Origin of the sequence: Streptomyces sp. NPDC056948, from assembly GCF_042674225.1 — a bacterium.
In the GTDB taxonomy this organism is placed as follows: domain Bacteria; phylum Actinomycetota; class Actinomycetes; order Streptomycetales; family Streptomycetaceae; genus Streptomyces; species Streptomyces purpurascens.
Genome location: NZ_JBHUQX010000135.1, coordinates 1 through 21496, shown reverse-complemented (window position 1 = coordinate 21496; position 21496 = coordinate 1). Strand labels below are relative to the sequence as shown.

Genomic DNA, 21496 nt, shown 5'->3' with positions numbered 1-21496 from the left:
CGGGGCGCGGGTGATCGGCGGGGCGGCGGTATCCGGTGGGCGGGCCCGGGCGGCCGGCGGAGCGGTGGCCGCAGCCGCGGGGCGGGATGCCGGCGCCCGGGTGACGAGCGCCGGGGCGCGGGTGATCGGCGGGGCGGCGGTATCCGGTGGGCGGGCCCGGGCGGCCGGCGGAGCGGTGGCCGCAGCCGCAGGGCGGGATGCCGGCGGCCGGCGGTGGTGGCCTCGCCCGCGGGGCGGGATGCGGGTGGTGGGCGGAGCGGTGGCCGCGCCCGCAGGGCAAGATGCCGGCGGCCCACGGAGCGGTGGCCGCGTCCACGGGGCGGGGTGCCGGCGGCCGACGGAGCGGTGGCCGCCCGCCCGCAGGGTGGGATGTCGGTGGCCGCGCGAGCGGCGGACGGCGTGGCGGGCACCCGAGGTGTGGGCGGCGAGGGTCGGGAGGCCGGGGAGGAAGGGTCAGCCGCGCTGGCCGTAGCCCCGTAGCCGGTCCTCCACCTCGGCCAGTTGTTCCGTGGACAGCAGGCTCGGGGACAGGCCCGGGACCGATGCGGCGGTCAGCCACAGCCGGCACATCCATTCCAGCTGGGCGGTGCGGTCGTAGGCCTGGTCCAGTGTCGCGCCGTAGGTGATCGTGCCGTGGTTCCGGAGGAGGCAGCCGGAGCGGTCGGCGAGGGCGCGGAGCATGTTCTCGGCCAACTCGTCGCTGCCGTACGTGGCATACGGGGCAACCCGGACGGGTCCGCCGAGCGCGGCGGCCATGTAGTGGATCAGCGGGAGCTCGCTCACGAGCGTCGAGACGGCCGTCGCGTGCACGGCGTGGGTGTGGACGACGGCACGGGCGCCGGTCGTGCGGTAGACGGCGAGGTGCATGGGCAGCTCGCTGGTCGGGACGAGCCCGCCGAGGACCTGCCGGCCGTCGAGGTCGACCCCGGTCACATCGTCCGGCGCCAGCCGGTCGTAGGGCACGCCCGACGGCGTGACCAGGACGATGTCCCCGACGCGCACCGAGACGTTGCCGGACGTACCGACGACGAGCCCGTCGGTGACCGTCCGGCGGGCCGTCGCGACGAGGTCCTCCCAGGCGCGCGCCTCCTCGGCGCGCACACCGCTCCGCCGTGACTCCCCCACATCCTGCCCGCCGCCTCGGACGTCCCCCGTGTCCCGCTCGTCGCCTCGCTGCTCAGCCATGCGGCGATCCTGCCAGGCAGCCCTTCAACGCGCCGCCGGGCGGGGGCACTTTAGGCCGGAAACCGAGCATCCGTAAGGGCGCATACCGGCACAAAAACATCATGGATCTCTCTTGGCCGGAGATCATCGGGCATTCAACGGCCTTCCAGTACTCTCTGGGGGATTTGCCGTGCACGTTGCCATTCCGGGGGGAATCACATGGCCCGTGACCACATATCGACCCGCCGCCGCGGCCGCTTACTGGCGGCCTCCGCCGCGGCACTCGCGCTGGGAGCGACCACGCTCGCGGAGTTCCCGGCCGCGGCGGCGAGCCGCCCGAAGGGGCACGACGTCTCGTCCCACCAGAAGAACGTCGACTGGCGGAGGGCGAAGGCGAAGGGCGCCAGATTCGTCTACGTCAAGGCGACCGAGTCCACCACCTACCGCAACCCCTACTTCAGCCGGCAGTACAACGGCTCGCGCGCGGCGGGCCTCGTCCGCGGCGCCTACCACTTCGCGCTGCCGAACAGGTCGTCGGGCCGGGCACAGGCGGCCCACTTCGTACGCAACGGCGGAAGCTGGAGCGCGGACGGCTGGACGCTGCCGCCGGCGCTCGACATCGAGTACAACCCGTATGACAAGAAGCACAAGTGCTACGGCCTGAGCAAGGCCGGGATGGTCAGCTGGATCAAGTCGTTCAGCGGTGAGGTCAAGCGGCTCACCGGCCGCCGTCCGGTGATCTACACGACCACCCACTGGTGGAACACGTGCACGGGCAACAGCCGTGCCTTCGCCGCGAACCACCACCTGTGGGTCGCCCGCTACAACGCGGCGAGCGCGGGGCCGCTGCCGGCCGGCTGGTCCTCCTGGACCTTCTGGCAGTACGACAACGGCGACGGCACCCTGCCGGGTGATCAGAATCTCTTCGACGGGTCACTCGATCGACTGAAACAGTTCGCAAGGGGTGCTTGATCGTTGGGGCGCAAGGGCAGCCGTACCAGGGCGGAATGACGGTCCCCTGTTGCGGACACCCCTGCGCCCCTCCCAGTTCATCTTCCGTTCACTCGGGTTACCTACGTTCGACCCGCCAACGACGCCGAACGATTGCCTGGGTAAATGGAAAGCTTCTCGCTGATCCTCGCGATTGTGGTGGTAACCGCACTCGCGTTCGATTTCACGAACGGTTTCCACGACACCGCGAACGCGATGGCCACGACCATTTCCACGGGCGCCATGAGACCGAAGATCGCGGTGGCCATGTCCGCGGTCCTCAACCTGGTCGGCGCCTTCCTGTCCGTCGAAGTCGCGAACACGATCTCCAAAGGCCTCGTCGACGAGGCCGGCATCCGTCCCGAGGTCATCTTCGCCGCCCTGGTCGGCGCGATCCTCTGGAACCTGCTGACCTGGCTCGTCGGTCTGCCGTCCAGTTCGTCGCACGCCCTGATGGGCGGCCTGATCGGCGCCACGATCGCCTCGGCCGGCGTCGGCGCGGTGCACGGTGACGCCCTGGTCACCAAGGTGCTGATCCCCGCGGTCGCCGCCCCGCTGGTCGCGGGCATCGCCGCGCTGCTCGCCACCCGGCTGACATACTCCCTCGGCAAGAAGGCCGACGGCGACGCCTCCAAGAAGGGCTACCGGGCCGGCCAGATCGCCTCCGCCGGCCTGGTCTCGCTGGCCCACGGCACCAACGACGCCCAGAAGACGATGGGTGTCATCACCCTCGCCCTGGTCGCCGGCGGCGCCGTCGCCCCCGACTCCGACCCGCCCATGTGGGTCATCCTCTCGGCGGGTATCGCCATCGCGCTCGGCACCTACCTCGGCGGCTGGCGCATCATCCGCACCATGGGCAAGGGCCTGACCGACCTCCAGCCGCAGCAGGGCTTCGCCGCCCAGACCAGCGCGGCGACGGTCATCCTGGCCTCCTCGCACCTCGGCTTCTCCCTCTCCACCACCCACTCCGTGTCCGGCGCGGTGATGGGCGCGGGGCTCGGCCGCAAGGGCGGCGTGGTCCGTTGGTCGACGGCGACCCGGATGTTCGTCGCCTGGGGTCTGACGCTGCCGGCGGCGGCCCTGGTGGGTGCGCTCGCCGAGTACGTGACCGGCTTCGGGAACTGGGGCACGGCGGTCGTGGCGATCTTCCTGGTCGCCTCCAGCGCGGTGATCTGGAAGCTGTCGCGCCGTGAGGTCGTCGACCACACGAACGTCAACGAGGTCGACGAGGAGCCGGCCGGTGTCGTGACCACCGCGATCGCCGCGGTGACGCCGCCTCCGGCGGGTCCGTCCGAGGAACTGGCCGCCACGATTCCGGCCCAGTCCCAGGCCCAGGCCTCGGCTGAACGGAAGCCCTCCACCACGACCACCACGGTCTGATCCCGCCCACCGGTGACAAGGAAGAATCTCTGAGATGAAGATCGACTGGGCGACCCTCGGCTCCGTCTTCGGCGTCAGCCTCGTGGCCACCGTGACCCTCGTCGGCCTGTTCACCCTCGGCATCACCGGCCTGTCGCGCCGCGAACGGGCGGTGGCGGCGGGCGGGTCCGCGGGGCTTGCGGTGACGGGGGCGTATGCGTGCTTCGCGGCGTGTGCGGCGGCTGTGGGGTATGGGATCTATCTGATCGTGGCCTGATCCACGGCCGATTCCGCCGGGCGGGTACGGGACCTTGTTCCCGCACCCGCCCCGGTGCGTTTCAGGGGCACGGGGACTCCAGGGCCGCCCCGGCTCTCTCGAGGAGGCGCTCCTCGGCTCGCGCGTAGGCACCGTCCCAGGAGCGGCAGAGAGCGTCATGCCAGTCGTCGGGACGCAGCGGGATTCGCGTCTGCGCGTCGGCCTGCTCGACGACGAGATGGTGTCGCGTCAGGCGAAGGTCGTCGGTGGCCGCGCTGAAGGGAAGCGTGACGAATGGCTCCTGGGTGTCCTCGGGGCGCCACAGAGCCATCTGGTCGATGTCCTCGGTCAGGAGCGTTCCATCGGCTGCCAGCAGTAGCGCCGAGGCGGTGACGGATCCTCGGACGGTCCGCCCGATGCGACGCTCGCTCTCCACCTGCCGACGGACGACGGTGGTCTTGTCCGGAGAGGTGGCGACCATCGTGCCGCCCGGGTCGAACACCATGGCCTTGGAATGAAGTTCACTCCCGGCGGCCAACAGGATGCCCGTCTCCTGGGGCGCCTCCCGTGCCGCGACGTTCCAGAGGCGCACCCTGCCGTACGCGTCGGCGACCGCGACCTGTTTGTGGCCAGGGCGTACGGCAACGTCTCGACAGGCCCAGCCCTCACCCCGGCACGGGTTCTCCGCGAGAACCTGACGCTTCTTGTTCGCCACGTCATACCTGATCAGCCGGCTGTCCGTCAGCACCACCACAGTGCTGCCGTACACGGACAACACGCTGTGAATCCTCTCGGAGAATTCGGCGGTGTCCGCCGTAGCCGGCCGGCCGGTGCGCCTGGCCGACAGGACGTCACTGTCCCAGAGGACCAGGTAACGGTTGTCGAGTGTGAACGTCGCCCCGTCGGGCGGCCACTCGTCGAACTCGGACAGCGCGAGGGGAACGGCTCCGCTCTCGGTGCCGCGCCGGGCGACGACCAGGCTGCTCCCGTCATCCGAGTCGGAGAACTGCGCTCGGTAGGCGCCGTCGACGGAGCGGATGTAGGTGTCGCTGCTGGACCAGTTGTGCGGAGAGACATCAGGCAGTGGGGGCTCCCGGTCGGCGACCGTCCGAAGGACCAACAGGTCCGAACCCAGCGCCAGAAGAACGAGCGGTGGGCGGCTGCCGCGCGGCAGGACGGCCACGACACTCTTCGCCCGCTTCCATACGAGGTCGCCGACACCCGGGCCGCAGGGAACGTGGTACCGCAGTCCTGTCTCGAGGTTCGTCACGGACAGCGAACCGAGGAGTTCGACAACGTACCGGCCCGTGACATCCGGCCCGGCCGACTCGACTGCGAGGAAGCGTCGCCCCGGGATTTCCTCCGTCCCCCTCACGGCGCTCACCGAGTGGCGGCCGTAGCCCTCGTCCGTGATGACAGCCGCGCCTCGTCGAGCGATCCACTCGGCCTCCGGGAACCTCCCGCGAACGGTGCCGTCCGCCACATTCCGCACCTCCGCGGCAGGGTCCTCCACAGCCTTCGGATCGTCGAAGTCACGTCTCAGGTAGACGATCTCGTTGCCGTCGCGTGCGAGCGCCGCGTCCCCCACCTCAGGTCCGGGCGGAACGCCCCTCTGCGCCACGGGCACGGCCCGACCGCCGCGGGCGCCCCAGATCTGGACCAGGGAGGTGGACTGCCTGTGGCCCTCCCCGCCGGGGGTGCGGTTCACAGCGACGCGCAGCAGCCTACGACCGTCCGCGGAGAAGTCCAGGGCGGCTGTTTCGGGCCGGCCGAATGTGCCGAGCGCCGGTCCCGGACGCATCCACAACCGCGTCCGACCTGGTACGTCCCAGACGGCCACCGAACCGTCCTCGGACGCGATGGCCAGCAGTCTCCCATCGTCACTCAGTTCGGCCGTTTCCGGGATGCCCGGGGGAACACCCCGGACCTGCCATGGCCGGGCACGCCCTTCGAAGATCCCGCTCCACACCTGAGCGTGTCCGGACCCGTCCGGCCCCTGTGACGTCGTCACCGCGATCGCGCCGTCCGGTGTCATGTCGAACCCACGGATCTGCTCCGCCCCCTGACCCCGGTATCCGCGGACCACGGAGGCACCCAGCAAGTACGCCTCCAGCAAGGCCTGTCTCGCCTCCTTGCCCCGCGCGTTGCGCCAAGCGGCCAGGGCCAGTCGTACGGACGAAACGGGAGACGTCTCGGCGACGCGGGACGACTCCTGCGCCAGTGCACGGGAGGCGATGCCCCGCCCACGCTCTTCCAGCGCCGAGCCCTTGCGCCAGGCCTCTCCTGCCAGGACGCCCGCCAGCAGCGTGAGGACGACCAGTGCGGCCGCCGCCAACCGCCAGCGCCTCAGGCCGCGTTCCTGATGACGGTGGCTGGCCTCGATGTACTCGAGTTCGAGCTGCGTGATGCCTACCCGAAGAGACGGGTTCGCCGCCTTCTCCAGCGACGTGGCCAGCATCGTCCCCCGCAGCAGTGCACCCGTCTCCTCACCGGTGTCCGTCCAGTGCGTCAGGGACTGCAGGAGCCGCTCCTGCCACGATCGGAAGTCCCGTGATTCCTCCAGCCATCCCCGCAGGCGTGGCCAGGCCCGGACCAGTTCCTCGTGTGCCAGGTCCACGATCGGTTCGTCCTCCGGACCGTGGGTGACCCGCACAAAGCGGGTGCGCGTGGCCAGCGCTTCGGCGGCGGACCGGACCTGCGCGGGCAGCGGGGCCAGGCGTACCGGCTTGCGGGTGAAGCCACCCGCTTCATCGGGGCGGGCCAACTGCGTGAACAGGCGGCGGACCGGCTCTTCGCCATGGTCCACGATGACCTTGCCGACCCACGTCTCGGCATGTGCGGACAGAGCACCCGCCACTCCGCCCAACGCCTCGTAGCCGGCATGGGTGAGGCGGATGCCCTTCTCACGCGCCCAGAGTTCGGTGAGGAGGAACTCCACCAGGGGCAGGCTGCCCGGCTCGTTCTCGGCTTCGTCGACGATGCGTTCCGCCAGGCCGGGTTCCAGGGTGAGGCCCGGCACGCGGATCACAGGTTCCTCGATGGCACGGAGCAGACCGGAACGGCCCAGGGGTGCCACGACCTGGGCACAGCCGCTGAGGACCCGCGCCGTGGCCGGTGCCACCAGGTCGTCGAGGGAAGCGGAGCGGAGCGTGGCGAGAACACACAGCCGCTTGCCGTCCGTCGGCACCGAGACCAACGCGACCATCAGGCCCAGCAGGGCTCGCGCTGTGGCTGGTTCGGCGGTGACGGTCTCCTCCAGCTGATTGAGGAAGAACACGTGGCCGTTGGGGCCGCAGTGGTCGAGCAGGCGCTGTCCGAGGTCGGCGGGGCTCGGCCCGGCCTCGGTGTCGAGCAGGTCTGCGAGAGCCAGTGCACCGCGCTCCTGCTCTGCGGCGCCGGCACCCGGTTCGAAGACGGAAGCCAGTGCCCGGCACAGGGTGAGCGAAGCACGCGTCCCAGGCAGCGGGCGGATCTCCGAGACCGTATGGCCGTCGGCGCGCAGGTGCGGTAGTGCCCCGGCGCGGACGAGTGAGGTCTTGCCGCTGCCGGACGGGCCGACCACCGGTACGACGAGGTGCCGGTCCACCGCGTCGAGGAGGCGTTGTGTCTCCTTCTCGCGGCCGAAGAAGTGTGCGGCGTCCTCCTCGCGGAAGGCGTCGAGTCCTCGGTACGGGCAGCGGCGCAGGTCCGGTTGGAGGTCGAGCAGGGCGGCCGCGGGGATGAGGTAAGAGGTGCCTGCCGTGCGGCCGCGGTCGGTCGCGACCGTCATGCCGACCACGGCCGCGAGTTGCTCGTCCCAGACGGGGGCTCCGCTGCACCCCGGGGAGATGTGGTGTGCGGTGCCCTCGGCCTCCATGGAGATCCAGCCCTGGCCGACGGCGCCGAGCAGCCGCCCGCCGATCCAGGCGCCGTGTTCGGCCGTGGCGGGGAAGGCCAGGATCCGGAAGCGGTGGTCCCAGACATCGCCGGCCCCTGCCAGCGGGACCGGCGTGGTGGGGGTGCCGGGGGTGTCTTCGGGCAGCCGCAGCAGTGCGATGTCGCCCGTGCCGTCCGCGGCCACCGGTCGCCAGGCCGACACCGACGCCTCGTAGGCGACGCTGCCCCGCTGGAGCGGGAACTCGACCGTCACCGGGCCCGTCGGTGGGGATTCGGCCCGTGCGTCGGTGCGCAGGGCCTGTGCGACCACGTGGGCGCAGGTGACCACCGTGCCGGGGGCGAGCAGGAATCCGGAGCCGACGGGAGTGCCGTCGGCGGACCGGACCCGGGCCACCGCGGAGCCGAGCCCCTCAGGGAACCGGTCGTTCTGCACAGGCCCGTCCTCTCCGCTTGTGTGCACCCCCGTGCGCAGTATTGGAGGGTTTGCGCCAGGCCCGTGCAAGCGGGTCGGCGGAACGTGCCCCGCACAGGGGAATTCGCCCCGAGCCGGTCCCCGGGAGCGGAGCGTCGTGCTAGCGGTGTGGGCTTGTCCACACTCTCCCCTCGCAGGTCAACGGCAAGTTGACGGCTGTTCGCGGCCGTGGTGGACTGCCGGGGCCAATACGGCGGTAGGAGAGGAAGCCGGTGGAAGTCCGGCGCGGTCCCGCCACTGTCACCGGGGTAGCAATCACCGGGAGCCAGGAACTCTCACCGCCGGTCTCGTCGAACCAGGGCGTGGACACCCTGAGTGAGGACATATCGCCATGTTCGGCTGCCGATCGAGGGTCAGTACTCCACCGTTGTCCGCCCCCGTGGCCGGCTGAGCCCATGGGTGCCGGTCGCGTCCACGCGTACGGTGCCGCCGTCGGTCTGATCGGTGATCTGCTGCTGGGCGATCCTCGCCGAGGGCATCCGGTCGCCGCGTTCGGGCGGGCCGCGGGTGCTGTGGAGCGGGTGTTGTGGCGGGACCACCGGGGGTGGGGCGCGCTGCACACCGTGGTGTGTGCGGGCGGGGCCGTCGCGCTGGGAGCCGTCGCCGCGCGTGCCGTGCGTACGTCCGCCCCCGCGTCGATCGGACTGGCCGGTGTCGCCACCTGGGCCGTCGTCGGGGGGACTTCGCTCGCCCGGGAGGCGCAGGCCGTCGGGCGGGCCCTGGAGGCCGGGGACGTCGAAGCGGCCCGTGCGCGGCTGCCGCATCTGTGCGGACGGGATCCGCAGGCCCTGGACGCCGACGGGATCGCCCGGGCCGTCGTCGAGTCCGTCGCGGAGAACACCTCCGACGCGGTCGTGGGAGCGCTCGTGTGGGGGGCCATGGGTGGCGTGCCGGGGCTTCTCGGGTTCCGGGCCGTCAACACCCTCGACGCCATGGTCGGGCACAAGTCGGCCCGGTACCGGCGCTACGGGTGGGCCTCCGCGCGGCTGGACGATGTCATGGGGTGGCCGGGGGCCCGGCTGACCGCCGTGCTCGCGGCCGTGGCCGGGGGCGATCCGCGGGGAGCCGTGGGGGCCTGGCGTGCCGATGCCGCCAAGCATCCGAGTCCCAACGCCGGGCCTGTGGAGGCCTCGTTCGCGGGGGCGCTCGGGGTGCGGCTCGGCGGGACCCTGTCCTACGGCGGGCGCGTGGAGCACCGGCCCGTGCTCAACGGCGCGGGGCGCGCCGTCGGTACCCGGGACATCGAACGGGCCGTGCGGCTGTCCAGGCGTGTCGGCTGGCTCGCGCTCGGCGTCTGTGTCGCCGCGCGCCACATCGTGAAGGGGCGTACGTCATGACGGGCGGTGGGCTTCTCGTCGCCGGTACCACCTCCGACGCCGGCAAGAGCGTCGTGACCGCCGGGATCTGCCGGTGGCTGGTGCGGCAGGGCGTCAAGGTCGCGCCCTTCAAGGCGCAGAACATGTCCCTGAATTCGTTCGTGACGCGGGAAGGCGCCGAGATCGGGCGGGCGCAGGCCATGCAGGCGCAGGCGTGCCGCGTGGAGCCGACCGCGCTGATGAATCCCGTGCTGCTCAAGCCCGGCGGCGAGCAGAGCAGTCAGGTCGTGCTGCTGGGCAAGCCGGTCGGCGAGCTCAGTGCGCGCGGCTATCACGGAGGACGGCAGCAGAAGCTGCTCGGGACGGTGCTGGACTGCCTGGAGCGGTTGCGGGGCACGTATGACGCGGTGATCTGTGAGGGGGCCGGTTCTCCCGCCGAGATCAATCTGCGGCGGACGGACATCGTCAATATGGGAATCGCCCGCAACGCCGGTCTCCCCGTGCTCGTCGTCGGCGACATCGACCGGGGCGGGGTCTTCGCCTCGTTCTTCGGGACCGTCGCCCTGCTGTCGCGCGAGGACCAGGAGTGTGTCGCCGGGTTCCTCGTCAACAAGTTCCGCGGGGACGTCTCCCTGCTGGAGCCGGGGCTCGACATGCTCCACGGCCTCACCGGGCGGCACACGTACGGCGTTCTGCCCTTCCGGCACGGGCTCGGCATCGACGAGGAGGACGGGCTGCGCGTCTCCCTGCGGGGGACGGTCCGGGAGTCCGTCGTCGCCCCGCCCGTGGGCGAGGACGTGCTGCGCGTCGCCGTCTGCGCGGTCCCTCTCATGTCCAACTTCACGGATGTCGACGCGCTGGCCGCCGAACCCGGGGTCGTCGTGCGGTTCGTGGACCGGCCGGAGGAACTGGCCGACGCCGACCTCGTCATCGTGCCGGGGACCCGGGGAACCGTCCGTGCCCTGGAGTGGCTCCGCGAGCGCGGGCTGGCCGAGGCTCTCGTGCGCAGGGCCGCCGAGCAGCGGCCCGTGCTGGGCATCTGCGGCGGCTTCCAGATCCTCGGCGAGCACATCGAGGACGACGTCGAGAGCCGCAGGGGCCAGGTGGACGGGCTCGGGATCCTGCCCGTGCGGGTGCGGTTCGCCCGCGAGAAGACCCTCACCCGGCCGGCGGGCGAGGCACTCGGGGAGCAGGTCGAGGGCTACGAGATCCACCACGGGGTCGCCGATGTCACCGGCGGCGTCCCCTTCTTGGACGGCTGCCGGGTCGGCCAGACCTGGGGCACGCACTGGCACGGCTCGCTGGAGTCGGACGGATTCCGGCGTGCCTTCCTGCGCGAGGTGGCGGCCGCCGCCGGCCGCCGCTTCGTACCGGCGCCGGACACCTCGTTCGCCGCGCTGCGCGAGGAGCAGCTCGACCGGCTCGGCGACCTGATCGAACAGCACGCGGACACGGACGCCCTGTGGCGGCTCATCGAGTCCGGCGCGCCGCCGGGACTGCCCTTCGTCCCGCCGGGAGCGCCCACATGAGGACCGTGGCGATGGTGTGGACCGCCGGCACGGCGACCGGGGGCCACCTGAGACGCTGGACCGGCTGCCTGATCCCCGGCTGCCTGATCCATCCGCAACTCGAAGGCGACTTGGAGGACGACGAAAAGTGACCACCCCCTTTCCGTTCACGGCCGTGGTCGGCCAGGACGATCTGCGGCTCGCGCTGCTGCTGAACGCCGTGTCACCGGCGGTCGGCGGTGTGCTGGTGCGCGGCGAGAAGGGCACGGCCAAGTCGACGGCCGTGCGAGCGCTGTCGGCGCTCATGCCGGAGGTGGACGTCGTCTCCGAGTGCCGCTTCTCCTGCGACCCCGGCTCGCCCGACCCCGGCTGCCCGGACGGGCCGCACGAGCCGGGGGGCTTCGCCTCCCGGCCGGCCCGCATGGTCGAGCTGCCCGTCGGCGCCTCCGAGGACCGGCTGGTGGGCGCGCTGGACATCGAACGGGCGCTGTCGGAGGGCGTGAAGGCCTTCGAGCCCGGCCTGCTGGCCGACGCGCACCGCGGCATCCTCTACGTCGACGAGGTCAACCTCCTCCACGACCACCTGGTCGACCTGCTGCTGGACGCGGCCGCGATGGGCGCCTCGTACGTGGAACGCGAGGGCGTCTCCGTGCGGCACGCCGCCCGCTTCCTGCTGGTCGGCACCATGAACCCCGAAGAGGGCGAGCTGCGGCCGCAGTTGCTCGACCGGTTCGGGCTGACCGTCGAGGTCGCGGCCTCGCGCGAGCCCGAGCAGCGGGTCGAGGTCGTACGACGGCGGCTGGCGTACGACGACGACCCGGCCGGGTTCGCCGCCCGCTGGGCCGAGGAGGAGGCCGACGTACGGGCCCGGATCGTGGCCGCGCGGGACCTGCTGCCGTCGGTGCGGCTGGGCGACGACGCGCTGCGGCAGATCGCGGCGACCTGTGCGGCCTTCGAGGTGGACGGCATGCGCGCCGACATCGTGATGGCCCGGACCGCCACCGCGCTGGCGGCCTGGGCCGGGCGTACGGAGGTGCTCGCCGAGGACGTACGGCAGGCCGCGCTGCTCGCGCTGCCGCACCGCCGGCGCCGCAACCCCTTCGACGCGCCGGGTCTTGACGAGGACAAGCTGGACGAGACCCTGGAGGAGTTCTCCGGGGACGACGACCCGGACCCGGACCTCGACCCGGACCCGGACTCGGGGCCGGACGGGCCCGGCGGGGGCGGTGGACAGCCGGCCCCCGACGACGGGCCGCAGGGCGGTGACCAGGAGGCCGGGCCGGAGGCCGAGCAGGACGGTCAGCCGCAGCCGCAGCCGTCGGGAGTCGGCCAGCAGTCGGCCGCACGCGCTTCCGAACCCTTCCGGACCAAGGTGCTGAGCGTGCCCGGACTCGGCGAGGGTGCCGCCGGGCGGCGTTCGCGGGCGCGGACCGAACACGGGCGGACCACGGGCGCCCGGCGTCCGAAGGGCTCCCTCACCAAGCTGCACCTGGCGGCGACCGTGCAGGCCGCGGCCCCGCACCAGCGGGCGCGCGGACGGTCCGGGCCGGGGCTCGTGGTGCGCCGCGACGATCTGCGGCAGGCCACCCGCGAGGGCCGCGAGGGCAATCTCGTGCTGTTCGTCGTGGACGCCTCCGGGTCGATGGCGGCGCGGCAGCGGATGAGCGCCGTGAAGGGGGCCGTGCTGTCGCTGCTGCTGGACGCGTACCAGCGCCGGGACAAGGTGGGTCTGGTGACCTTCCGGGGGTCGGGCGCGGATGTCGCGCTGCCGCCGACCTCGTCCGTGGACGCGGCGGCGGCCCGGCTGGAGTCGCTGCCGACCGGCGGCCGTACGCCGCTGTCCGCCGGGCTGCTGCGCGCGCACGACGTGCTGCGGGTGGAGCGGCTGCGCGATCCCGCGCGGCGGCCGCTGGTCGTGGTGGTGACGGACGGGCGGGCCACCGGCGGCCCGGAGCCGGTCGCCCTGGCCGGGCGTGCGGCGCGGCTGTTCGCGGCCGAGGGCGTGGCGTCCGTCGTCGTGGACTGCGAGTCGGGTCCGGTGCGGCTGGGGCTCGCCGGGCAGCTCGCGGGTGAGCTGGGCGGCACCGCCGTGACGCTGGACGAGCTGCGGGCCGACTCGATCGCCGGTCTGGTCAAGGATGTGCAGGGTACTTCGAGGAGGGCCGCGTAATGCCGCAGGGACAGCCGAGTGTCGTTCCGGACGACGGACTGACGACCCGACAGCGCCGGAACCGGCCGCTCGTCTTCGTGCACACGGGCGTCGGCAAGGGCAAGTCCACCGCCGCCTTCGGGCTCGCGCTGCGGGCCTGGAACCAGGGGTGGCCGATCGGGGTGTTCCAGTTCGTCAAGTCGGCGAAGTGGAAGGTCGGCGAGGAGAACGCGCTGCGCGTGCTCGGGGCGTCCGGTGAGGGCGGGTCCGTCGACTGGCACAAGATGGGCGAGGGCTGGTCGTGGGTGCAGCGCGACGGGCAGATGGACAACGAGGAGAAGGCCCGGGAGGGCTGGGAGCAGGTCAAGCGGGACCTGGCGGCCGAGACGTACAAGCTGTATGTGCTGGACGAGTTCGCCTACCCCCTGCACTGGGGCTGGATCGACACCGACGAGGTCGTGGAGGTGCTGCGGAACCGGCCCGGGACCCAGCATGTCGTGATCACCGGGCGTAACGCGCCGGAGAAGCTCGTCGACTTCGCGGACCTCGTGACCGACATGTCCAAGGTGAAGCACCCCATGGACACCGGTCAGAAGGGGCAGAGGGGCATCGAGTGGTGATGTCGTCGTCCGTCCCTCGGCTGGTCATCGCCGCGCCGGCTTCCGGCAGCGGCAAGACCACCGTTGCCACGGGGCTGATGGCCGCGTTCGCCGCGCGGGGACTCGCCGTGTCCCCGCACAAGGTCGGGCCGGACTACATCGACCCCGGGTATCACGCGCTCGCGAGCGGGCGCCTGGGACGGAACCTCGACGCCTACCTGTGCGGACCGGAGCTGGTCGGGCCGTTGTTCCTGCACGGGGCGCGGGGGTGTGACATCGCCGTCGTCGAGGGCGTGATGGGGCTGTTCGACGGGGCGGCCGGTGAGGGCGAGCTGGCGTCCACGGCTCATGTCGCCAAGTTGCTGCGGGCGCCGGTGGTGCTGGTCGTCGACGCGTCGTCGCAGTCCCGGTCGGTGGCGGCACTGGTGCACGGGTTCACCTCCTGGGATCCGGAGGTGCGGGTCGGGGGCGTGATTCTTAATAAGGTCGCGTCGGACCGGCACGAGTGGCTGCTGCGGGAGGCCATGGAGCAGGTCGGGGTGCCGGTGCTCGGGGTGCTGCGGCGGGCGCCACAGGTGGACACGCCGTCGCGGCATCTGGGGCTGGTGCCGGTCGCCGAGCGGCGCGAGGAGGCTGTCGGTGCTGTCGCGGCCATGGCCGCGCAGGTTTCCGAGGGTTGTGATCTGGACGCGTTGACGCGGTTGGCCCGGAGTGCGGGCGCGTTGTCCTGCGCGGCCTGGGACGCGGCCGAGGCCGTCTCCCTGGCCGCCGACCGGCCGGCGCGGTCGCACGACAGACCCCGGCCGCGGATCGCCGTGGCGGGCGGTGAGGCGTTCACCTTCTCCTACGCCGAGCACACCGAACTGCTCACCGCCGCCGGTGCCGAAGTCGTGCCCTTCGATCCCCTGCGGGACGAGGAACTGCCCGAAGAGACAAGCGGGTTGGTGATCGGGGGCGGGTTCCCGGAGATGTACGTCTCCGAGCTGTCGGCCAATGAACCCCTGCGCAAGGCCGTCGCCGGCCTGGCCGAGAGCGGCGCTCCGGTCGCGGCCGAGTGCGCGGGGCTGCTGTATCTGTGCCGGGAGCTGGACGGGAAGCCGATGTGCGGGGTGCTGGACGCCGGGGCGCGGATGACGCAGCGGCTCACCCTGGGGTACCGGGACGCCGTGGCGGTCGGCGACAGTGTGCTCGCGGCGGCGGGGACACGGATGCGGGGGCACGAATTCCACCGGACCGCCGTGGAGCCCGGCTCGGGGCCGGATCCCGCCTGGGGGTTCCGGTCCCCGGAGCGGCGGATCGAAGGGTTCGTACGGCGCGGTGTGCACGCGAGTTATCTGCACACGCACTGGGCGTCCGAGCCCGGTGTCGCCCTCCGGCTCGTGGAGAGGTGCCGGACGTCATGAGCGGCACGCTGGTCGGCGTCGGGGTCGGGCCCGGTGACCCGGAGCTGGTGACGGTGCGGGGTGTGAACGCCCTGCGGGAGGCGGACGTCGTCGTCGTGCCCGTGCCGGACACCGGGGAGCGCGGGCGGGCCGAGGCCACCGTGGTGCACTACGTGCCCGAGGAGAAGGTCGTCCGGGTCGCGCTCGCGCCGGCCGAGCGGAGCGACCGGGCGCGGCGCGAGGCGGCGTGGGCGGCCGCCGGGGACCGGGTGGCGGGGCTGCTGGGGAATCGCGGCCGCGTCGCCTTCGCGGCCGTCGGCGATCCCCATGCGGACTCCGCCTTCGCGCATCTCGCGCGGACCGTCGCCGAGTCGGTGCCGGGGGTGGCCGTGGAGACCGTGCCCGGGATCACCGCCGTGCAGGAGCTCGCGGCCCGGTCGGGCGTTGTGGGGCCGTCGGGGCCGACCAGCGAGGTCGCCGGGGTGTCGCGGTCGGTGCCGGACGACGAGGAGGTGGCGACGCGGGCCGAGGCGGCCTGGCCGTGGCCGCCGCCGCGGGAGGCAGCCGAGCGCGAGGCAGTGCCGCGACCGCAGTCCCTCGTCGTCGGGGTCGGGGCGTCGCAGGGTGCCCCTGTCGAGGAGGTGCTCGGGCTCGTCGAGGACACCCTGCGGGAGGCCGGGCTGTCCGCGGCGTCCGTCGCCGAGCTCGCCACCCTCGACGCCAAGGCCGAGGAGCCGGGCGTCGTCGGGGCAGCGCGGCGGCTCGGGGTGCCCCTGGTGACGTACTCCGCCGGGGAGTTGGCGGAGGTCGAGGTGCCGAACCCGTCCGACGCGCCGCTCGCCGCCGCCGGCACCCCGTCGGTGGCCGAGGCCGCCGCGCTCGCCGGCGGGGGTGAACTCCTCGTCCCCAAGCGGAAGTCGGCCGCGAGCCCGGCGCGGGCGACCTGTGCCGTCGCCCGGCGGCCAGGGGTGGACGGGCTCCGGCCGGGCGCCCGCCCGGACACCTCACGCGACACGGGTCCCGGCCCGACCCGTCCGGCCGGATCCGCGGCCGCGCTCAACGTTCCGCCGTACCACCCCACTTCCGCCGAGGAGCGCCTGTGACCACCCCGCCCGCCCTGCTCATCGCCGGCCAAGGCACCCGTGACGACACCGGATCCGAGGCGTTCCGCGCGTTCGTACGGGAGCTGGGGGCCCGGCGCCCCGGACTGCCCGTCGCGGGCGGCTTCGTCGAGCTGTCGCGGCCGCCGCTGGGCGACGCCGTCACGGAGCTGGTGGAGCGGGGCGTACGGCACTTCACCGCCGTTCCGCTGATGCTGGTGCCCGCCGGACCCGCCAAGGGCGGCATCCGGGCGGCCCTGGCCCGTGCGAAGGAGCGGCACCCCGGGATCTCGTACTCGTACGGGCCCCCGCTCGGCCCGCACCCGGCGCTGCTGGACGTCCTGGAGCGGCGGCTGGACGAGGCGCTGGGCGGCACCGCGGGGCGCAGACCGGGTGACCGGGCCGATGTGACGGTGCTGCTGGTGGGGCCCGGGTCCACGGACCCGGACGCCAACGCCGAGGTGCACAGGGCGGCACGGCTGCTGTGGGAGGGCCGCGGGTACGCGGGGGTCGAGACGGCGTTCGCGTCGCTGGCGGCGCCGGACGTGCCGAACGGGCTCGACCGGTGCGTGCGGCTGGGGGCCCGGCGGATCGTGGTCCTGCCGTACTTCCTGTTCACCGGCGTCCAGCCGGACCGGGTGCGGCAGCAGACGGAGGGCTGGGCGGAGGCGCACCCCGAGACCGAGGTGCGCTCGGCCGGCGTCATCGGTCCGGAGCCGGAGCTGCTGGACCTGGTGTGGGAGCGCTACGAGGAGGCCGTCAGGGGCCGGCACACGCCCGAGCACTTCCACCGGGGGACGGACTCGCATGCGCACTGAGAGCGGGCACGATCTGCGGCACCACGGGGACGCGGAGGTCCGGGACGACGGCGGCTCGCTCGTCGATCTGGCCGTGAACGTCCGGGCCGACACGCCTCCGGTGTGGCTGCGGGAGCACATCGCCGCGTCGCTGGGCGGGCTCGCGGCCTACCCCGACGGTCGGGCCGCACGCGCGGCGGTGGCGGAGCGGCACGGACTGCCGGCGGAGCGGGTGCTGCTGACGGCGGGCGCGGCGGAGGCGTTCGTGCTGCTGGCGCGGGCGCTGAAGGTGCGGCGGCCGGTCGTCGTCCACCCGCAGTTCACGGAGCCGGAGGCGGCGCTGCGGGACGCGGGGCACACGGTCGGCCGGGTGCTGCTGCGCGACGAGGACGGCTTCCGGCTGGACCCGGCGGCCGTTCCCGAGGACGCGGACCTGGTGGTGATCGGCAATCCGACGAACCCGACGTCGGTGCTGCATCCGGCCGAGACCATCGCCGGGCTCGCCCGTCCCGGGCGGGTGCTGGTGGTGGACGAGGCGTTCATGGACGCGGTGCCGGGCGAGCGCGAGGCCCTGGCGGACCGCGTCGACGTACCCGGTCTGGTGGTGCTGCGCAGCCTGACCAAGACGTGGGGGCTGGCCGGGCTGCGGATCGGGTACGTGCTGGCGGCGCCCGAGACCATCGAGGACCTGGAGCGGGCGCAGCCGCTGTGGCCGGTGTCGACACCGGCTTTGGCCGCGGCACGGGCGTGCGTGGGACCGCGGGGCGTGGCCGAGGCGGCCCACGCCGCCCATCGCGTCGCGGCGGACCGCGCCCACCTGGTGGCGGGCCTCGCACGGTTCGCCGCGGCGGGGTTGCGGGTGGTCGAGCCGGCTCAGGGCCCGTTCCTCCTGGTACGCCTGCCGCACGCGGCGGCCGTACGCCGACGCCTGCGCGACCTCGGCTACGCCGTGCGCCGCGGCGACACGTTCCCCGGCCTGGACGAGCAGTGGCTGCGACTGGCGGTACGGGACCGGACCACGACGGACGGGTTCCTGGGGGCGCTGGAGCGTGCGGTGACGGGCTGACGGTTCGCGGTGGGCGGAGGGCGCGTGCGGGGCTTCCCGGTGGGCCGCTCGTCGACGCCGTCGGGCTCTGCGGCCGGCATCGCCGGGCGGCTGCCCGGCCGCGTGCGGTGACGGGCTGACGCTCACGGTGGCGGGGGCCCGAGCGGGTTCCCGCCCGCGGTTCGTCGGCGCCGTGGGGCTCGGCGGCCGGCATCGCCAGGCGGCTGCCCGGCCTGGGCGGCCCCCGCCCCCTCCCCCTCGGTCGGTGTGCCGGGAGCGGCTTCCAGGAGAGTCGGCGGGCCGGGCGCGATCGGGCCCTGCCGTCTCCGTGGAACGATCCCCCGCCCGGCCGACGCCCCGCGGCCTCGGATGTCAGCCCCGGCGGCGTGCCAGGGCCACCGCTCCCCCGCCCACGGCGAGCAGGGGGATCGCGCCGCCCATGACGTACGGGGTCGTCGGGCTGCCGCCCGTCTCGGCCAGGCCCTCCTCGGCCGGGGCACCCTGCGGCTCGATCGCGGCGGGGGCGTCGGACGGCTCGGCCGGTGGCTGTGCGGCGGGCGCGGCCTTCGGTGTCTCGCAGGTCGCCTCGGCCAGGGTGAGCGTGCCGTTCACCTCGGCCACGTTCAGCTTCAACGGGTTGACGGACACCTTGAGTTCGAGGGCGGTGGCGGCGGCCGTCCGGGACGTCGTCCGCGGGTTGGAGAGGTCCAGGCGTACGTCGCCGACGCCCGGCACCTTGACGTCCGTCGGGCCGCCGGCGGTCAGGGTGACGCGCTTGCCGAGCACGGTCACCGAGCCGGGCAGGTCGGTCGTGGCGACGGGCTTCTTCCCGGCCTCGCAGACGGCCTTCGCGGTGACCTGCTCGATCTCGACGACCGACAGCAGCGGCAGGCCGGGGACATGGACGCGGGCGCGGGCCAGGGTGGTGCTCCCCTCGGCCTTCGTGGCGGTCGCGGTGGCTCTCGCCTCGGCCGCCTCCGCGCGCAGCACGCTGAAGGGCTGTCCGCCGTTCACCCCGTCCAGGCGGGCGGTCAACGCCGTCTTCTCGGCGCTCTGCGGGGCCCGGACCTCGTTGAGGGAGACGGCGAGCGGGGCCTCGACCGACTTGTTCAGCAGGGAGACATCGAGGCCGGTGCGCAGAACGACGGCGCTCGCGCGGCCGTGATCGCCGGTGGCGTGCGCCGGGCTCACGCCGGTCAGTGCCACAGGCCCGGCCGCGAGGGCCGTGGCCGTCGCCACGGTCGCCAGACGGCGTGCGGGCATGCGGAAGGAAGTGCTGTCACGGTGGGGACTCCAGGAGAGACAGGCTCGGGACCCGGAAAGACTCGCGCACCCGGCGTACGGCGTCAGCGATCTGACGCCTCTTCACTCCAACGTGGCGATACCGTGGAAGTTTTCGAATCCCCCGGCACAGGCGTTCCCCGGCGTCACCCTCGCGGCTACCCGACCACGCGCCCGTTCAGCACCACCCGGCGCGGCGCCGCCAGTACGCGTACGTCCGCCCGCGGGTCCTCGTCGTAGACGACCAGGTCGGCCGGGGCGCCCTCGTCCAGGCCGGGGCGGCCGAGCCAGGTGCGGGCCGTCCAGGTTCCCGCCGCCAGGGCGTCGAGGGGCGGGATGCCGGCGGTGACCAGTTCGGCGACCTCGGCCGCCGCCAGGCCGTGCGCGAGGCCGCCGCCGGCGTCGGTGCCGACGAAGACGGGGATGCCGGCGTCGTAGGCGCCCCGGACGGTGTCGTAGCGGCGTTCGTGCAGCCGGCGCATATGGGCCGACCAGCGCGGGAACCGGGACTCACCGCCGTCGGCGAGCTGCGGGAAGGTCGCGATGTTGACCAGGGTCGGGACGATGGCGACGCCCCGTTCGGCGAACAGCGGGATGAGGTCCTCGGTCAGGCCCGTCGCGTGTTCGATGCAGTCGATGCCCGCCTCGACGAGGTCCCGCAGCGAGTCCTCCGCGAAGCAGTGCGCGGTGACGCGGGCGCCCAGGCGGTGGGCCTCGGCGATCGCCGCCTCCACCGCGCCGCGGGGCCAGCAGGCCGACAGATCGCCGAGATCGCGGTCGATCCAGTCGCCGACCAGCTTGACCCAGCCGTCGCCCCGCCGGGCCTCCTGGGCGACATAGGCGACCAGGTCCTCCGGCTCGATCTCCCAGGCGTAGTTGCGGATGTAGCGGCGGGTGCGGGCGATGTGCCGCCCGGCGCGGATGATCTTCGGCAGGTCCTCGCGGTCGTCGACCCAGCGGGTGTCGGAGGGCGAACCCGCGTCGCGGATCAGCAGCGTGCCCGCGTCCCGGTCGGTCAGGGCCTGCTTCTCGGCGACGTCCTGGGCGACCGCGCCGTGCCGGTCGAGTCCCACGTGGCAGTGCGCGTCGACGAGGCCGGGCAGGGCCCAGCCCTTGACGGTGCGGATGTCGCGGGCGCCGGCGGGACGGTCGTAGGAGACGCGGCCGTCCACCACCCACAGTTCGTCGCGGACGTCCTCGGGCCCGACGAGCACCCGTCCCTTCACGTGCAGCACCGTGCGATCGCTCATGCACCGCACCCTAGTGAGCCGCGGACCTCACCTGCGAGGGGGGACGTACCCGCCGGATACCCTCGATGCCGTCGGCCCTGTGACGATGCCGTTCGACCCGTGAATGAAGAGAGCCCCACCGTGACGCACCCGTTTCTGGACCTGGCCCCGCTCGGCGCGGACCGCTTCGCCGCGATCGAGGACCGTGTGGCGCGGCTGCTGAGCACCGAGCAGGACGTCGTGATCATGCAGGGCGAGGCGCTGCTGCCGCTGGAGGGCGCGATCCGTGCCGCGGCCGGTCCGGGTACGACGGCGCTGAACGTCATCACGGGCCCGTACGGGCAGACCTTCGGCGACTGGCTGCGGGACTGCGGTGCCACGGTGGTCGACCTGGCGGTGCCCTTCCACACGGCGGTCACGGCCGAGCAGATCCGGCAGGCCTTCGCCGAGCACCCGGAGATCGACTTCGTGTCCCTGGTGCACGCGGAGGCGGCGACCGGGAACACCAATCCGGTCGCGGGGATCGGCGAGGTGGTGCGGGCGCACGGGGCGCTGTTCTACCTGGACGCGGTGGCGTCGATCGGTGCCGAGCCGGTGCTGACGGACGCGTGGGGCGTGGACCTGTGCGTGATCGGGGCGCAGAAGGCGATGGGCGGTCCTGCCGGTGTCTCGGCGGTGTCGGTGAGCGAGCGGGCCTGGGCCCGGATGGCGGCGAACCCGCGGGCGCCGCGCCGGTCGTATCTGTCGCTCCTCGACTGGAAGGAGCGCTGGATCGACGGCGGCCGCAAGGCGCTGCCGCACGCTCCGGCGCAGTTGGAGATGCTGGGGCTCGAGGCGTGCGTGGAGCGGATCGAGGCGGCGGGTCCGGACACCGTGATGGCCCGGCACGCCTCCGCCGCGGCGGCCACGCGGGCCGGGGCGGTCGCGCTCGGTGGCGTCCTGGAGCCGTATGTGTACGAGGCCCGGGACGCGG

At 73.3% G+C, this 21496-nt stretch carries 17 protein-coding genes and 1 riboswitch; of the genes, 13 read left to right on the top strand and 4 right to left on the bottom strand.

Features of this window, described 5'->3' with window-relative positions; translation table 11 throughout:
• Nucleotides 1–453: 453 nt before the first annotated feature.
• Nucleotides 454–1185, bottom strand: a complete 732-nt coding sequence (locus tag ACFTZL_RS19140) for a class II aldolase/adducin family protein (RefSeq protein WP_382583896.1) — start codon at nucleotides 1183–1185, stop codon at nucleotides 454–456.
• 198 nt (nucleotides 1186–1383) lie between these two features.
• On the opposite strand from ACFTZL_RS19140, the gene ACFTZL_RS19135 reads away from it, so the two are divergent.
• From ACFTZL_RS19135 to ACFTZL_RS19125, 3 genes are all read left to right on the top strand, one after another.
• Complete coding sequence (locus ACFTZL_RS19135) at nucleotides 1384–2136, top strand: lysozyme (protein WP_382583893.1); 753 nt, start codon at nucleotides 1384–1386, stop codon at nucleotides 2134–2136.
• Between the two features lie 144 nt (nucleotides 2137–2280).
• Nucleotides 2281–3534: an anion permease gene (locus ACFTZL_RS19130; protein ID WP_382583890.1), complete on the top strand. Its 1254-nt coding sequence runs from the start codon at nucleotides 2281–2283 to the stop codon at nucleotides 3532–3534.
• 34 nt (nucleotides 3535–3568) lie between these two features.
• Entirely contained in the window at nucleotides 3569–3790 is a 222-nt protein-coding gene (locus tag ACFTZL_RS19125) for a hypothetical protein (protein WP_184599685.1), read from the top strand.
• A gap of 61 nt (nucleotides 3791–3851) precedes the next feature.
• Here the strand turns inward: ACFTZL_RS19125 and ACFTZL_RS19120 are convergent, their stop codons facing one another.
• Nucleotides 3852–8078 carry a trypsin-like peptidase domain-containing protein gene (locus tag ACFTZL_RS19120; protein ID WP_382583887.1) on the bottom strand — a complete coding sequence of 1409 codons (4227 nt, stop codon included), beginning with the start codon at nucleotides 8076–8078 and terminating at the stop codon, nucleotides 3852–3854.
• A gap of 192 nt (nucleotides 8079–8270) precedes the next feature.
• Nucleotides 8271–8414: riboswitch (cobalamin riboswitch) on the top strand.
• A 98-nt stretch (nucleotides 8415–8512) separates the two neighbouring features.
• Here ACFTZL_RS19120 and ACFTZL_RS19115 point away from each other — a divergent pair.
• Genes ACFTZL_RS19115 through cobC form a run of 9 tightly spaced genes read left to right on the top strand, consistent with a single transcriptional unit; the run spans nucleotide 8513 to nucleotide 18034 of the window.
• A complete protein-coding gene (locus ACFTZL_RS19115) occupies nucleotides 8513–9454 on the top strand; it encodes a cobalamin biosynthesis protein (RefSeq protein ID WP_382583884.1) in 942 nt (313 codons plus the stop codon).
• A complete protein-coding gene (locus ACFTZL_RS19110; protein ID WP_382583881.1) occupies nucleotides 9451–10962 on the top strand; it encodes a cobyric acid synthase in 1512 nt (503 codons plus the stop codon). Before ACFTZL_RS19115 ends, ACFTZL_RS19110 begins: the two co-directional genes overlap by 4 nt.
• Nucleotides 10959–11093: a hypothetical protein gene (locus tag ACFTZL_RS19105; protein ID WP_382583878.1), complete on the top strand. Its 135-nt coding sequence runs from the start codon at nucleotides 10959–10961 to the stop codon at nucleotides 11091–11093. Before ACFTZL_RS19110 ends, ACFTZL_RS19105 begins: the two co-directional genes overlap by 4 nt.
• Nucleotides 11090–13111: a putative cobaltochelatase gene (locus ACFTZL_RS19100; RefSeq protein ID WP_382583875.1), complete on the top strand. Its 2022-nt coding sequence runs from the start codon at nucleotides 11090–11092 to the stop codon at nucleotides 13109–13111. Before ACFTZL_RS19105 ends, ACFTZL_RS19100 begins: the two co-directional genes overlap by 4 nt.
• Nucleotides 13111–13710 carry a cob(I)yrinic acid a,c-diamide adenosyltransferase gene (gene cobO / locus ACFTZL_RS19095; RefSeq protein ID WP_311124958.1) on the top strand — a complete coding sequence of 200 codons (600 nt, stop codon included), beginning with the start codon at nucleotides 13111–13113 and terminating at the stop codon, nucleotides 13708–13710. Before ACFTZL_RS19100 ends, cobO begins: the two co-directional genes overlap by 1 nt.
• Complete coding sequence (locus ACFTZL_RS19090; RefSeq protein ID WP_382583872.1) at nucleotides 13710–15092, top strand: cobyrinate a,c-diamide synthase; 1383 nt, start codon at nucleotides 13710–13712, stop codon at nucleotides 15090–15092. The genes cobO and ACFTZL_RS19090 overlap by 1 nt, the downstream gene beginning before the upstream one ends.
• Nucleotides 15089–16174, top strand: a complete 1086-nt coding sequence (locus ACFTZL_RS19085) for a cobalamin biosynthesis protein (protein WP_382583868.1) — start codon at nucleotides 15089–15091, stop codon at nucleotides 16172–16174. Before ACFTZL_RS19090 ends, ACFTZL_RS19085 begins: the two co-directional genes overlap by 4 nt.
• A complete protein-coding gene (locus ACFTZL_RS19080; RefSeq protein WP_382583865.1) occupies nucleotides 16171–16989 on the top strand; it encodes a sirohydrochlorin chelatase in 819 nt (272 codons plus the stop codon). The genes ACFTZL_RS19085 and ACFTZL_RS19080 overlap by 4 nt, the downstream gene beginning before the upstream one ends.
• A complete protein-coding gene (gene cobC / locus ACFTZL_RS19075; RefSeq protein WP_382583862.1) occupies nucleotides 16979–18034 on the top strand; it encodes an Rv2231c family pyridoxal phosphate-dependent protein CobC in 1056 nt (351 codons plus the stop codon). The genes ACFTZL_RS19080 and cobC overlap by 11 nt, the downstream gene beginning before the upstream one ends.
• 351 nt (nucleotides 18035–18385) lie before the next feature.
• On the opposite strand, the gene ACFTZL_RS19070 is transcribed toward cobC, so the two are convergent.
• Nucleotides 18386–19276: an SCO1860 family LAETG-anchored protein gene (locus ACFTZL_RS19070; protein WP_382583859.1), complete on the bottom strand. Its 891-nt coding sequence runs from the start codon at nucleotides 19274–19276 to the stop codon at nucleotides 18386–18388.
• Between the two features lie 176 nt (nucleotides 19277–19452).
• On the bottom strand, nucleotides 19453–20544 hold the full coding sequence (locus ACFTZL_RS19065) for an amidohydrolase family protein (RefSeq protein ID WP_382583856.1): 1092 nt from the start codon (nucleotides 20542–20544) through the stop codon (nucleotides 19453–19455).
• A gap of 120 nt (nucleotides 20545–20664) precedes the next feature.
• On the opposite strand from ACFTZL_RS19065, the gene ACFTZL_RS19060 reads away from it, so the two are divergent.
• On the top strand, nucleotides 20665–21496 hold an 832-nt coding region (locus tag ACFTZL_RS19060), incomplete at its 3' end, for a pyridoxal-phosphate-dependent aminotransferase family protein (protein ID WP_382583853.1).

Excerpts from the sequence above, each read along its gene's own strand:
- ACFTZL_RS19140 (WP_382583896.1), bottom strand. The coding sequence starts at position 1,185 with ATGGCTGAGCAGCGAGGCGACGAGCGGGACACGGGGGACGTCCGAGGC.
- ACFTZL_RS19135 (WP_382583893.1), top strand. The coding sequence starts at position 1,384 with ATGGCCCGTGACCACATATCGACCCGCCGCCGCGGCCGCTTACTGGCG.
- ACFTZL_RS19130 (WP_382583890.1), top strand. The coding sequence starts at position 2,281 with ATGGAAAGCTTCTCGCTGATCCTCGCGATTGTGGTGGTAACCGCACTC.
- ACFTZL_RS19125 (WP_184599685.1), top strand. The coding sequence starts at position 3,569 with ATGAAGATCGACTGGGCGACCCTCGGCTCCGTCTTCGGCGTCAGCCTC.
- ACFTZL_RS19115 (WP_382583884.1), top strand. The coding sequence starts at position 8,513 with ATGGGTGCCGGTCGCGTCCACGCGTACGGTGCCGCCGTCGGTCTGATC.
- ACFTZL_RS19110 (WP_382583881.1), top strand. The coding sequence starts at position 9,451 with ATGACGGGCGGTGGGCTTCTCGTCGCCGGTACCACCTCCGACGCCGGC.
- ACFTZL_RS19105 (WP_382583878.1), top strand. The coding sequence starts at position 10,959 with ATGAGGACCGTGGCGATGGTGTGGACCGCCGGCACGGCGACCGGGGGC.
- cobO (WP_311124958.1), top strand. The coding sequence starts at position 13,111 with ATGCCGCAGGGACAGCCGAGTGTCGTTCCGGACGACGGACTGACGACC.
- ACFTZL_RS19090 (WP_382583872.1), top strand. The coding sequence starts at position 13,710 with ATGTCGTCGTCCGTCCCTCGGCTGGTCATCGCCGCGCCGGCTTCCGGC.
- ACFTZL_RS19085 (WP_382583868.1), top strand. The coding sequence starts at position 15,089 with ATGAGCGGCACGCTGGTCGGCGTCGGGGTCGGGCCCGGTGACCCGGAG.
- cobC (WP_382583862.1), top strand. The coding sequence starts at position 16,979 with ATGCGCACTGAGAGCGGGCACGATCTGCGGCACCACGGGGACGCGGAG.
- ACFTZL_RS19070 (WP_382583859.1), bottom strand. The coding sequence starts at position 19,276 with ATGCCCGCACGCCGTCTGGCGACCGTGGCGACGGCCACGGCCCTCGCG.
- ACFTZL_RS19065 (WP_382583856.1), bottom strand. The coding sequence starts at position 20,544 with ATGAGCGATCGCACGGTGCTGCACGTGAAGGGACGGGTGCTCGTCGGG.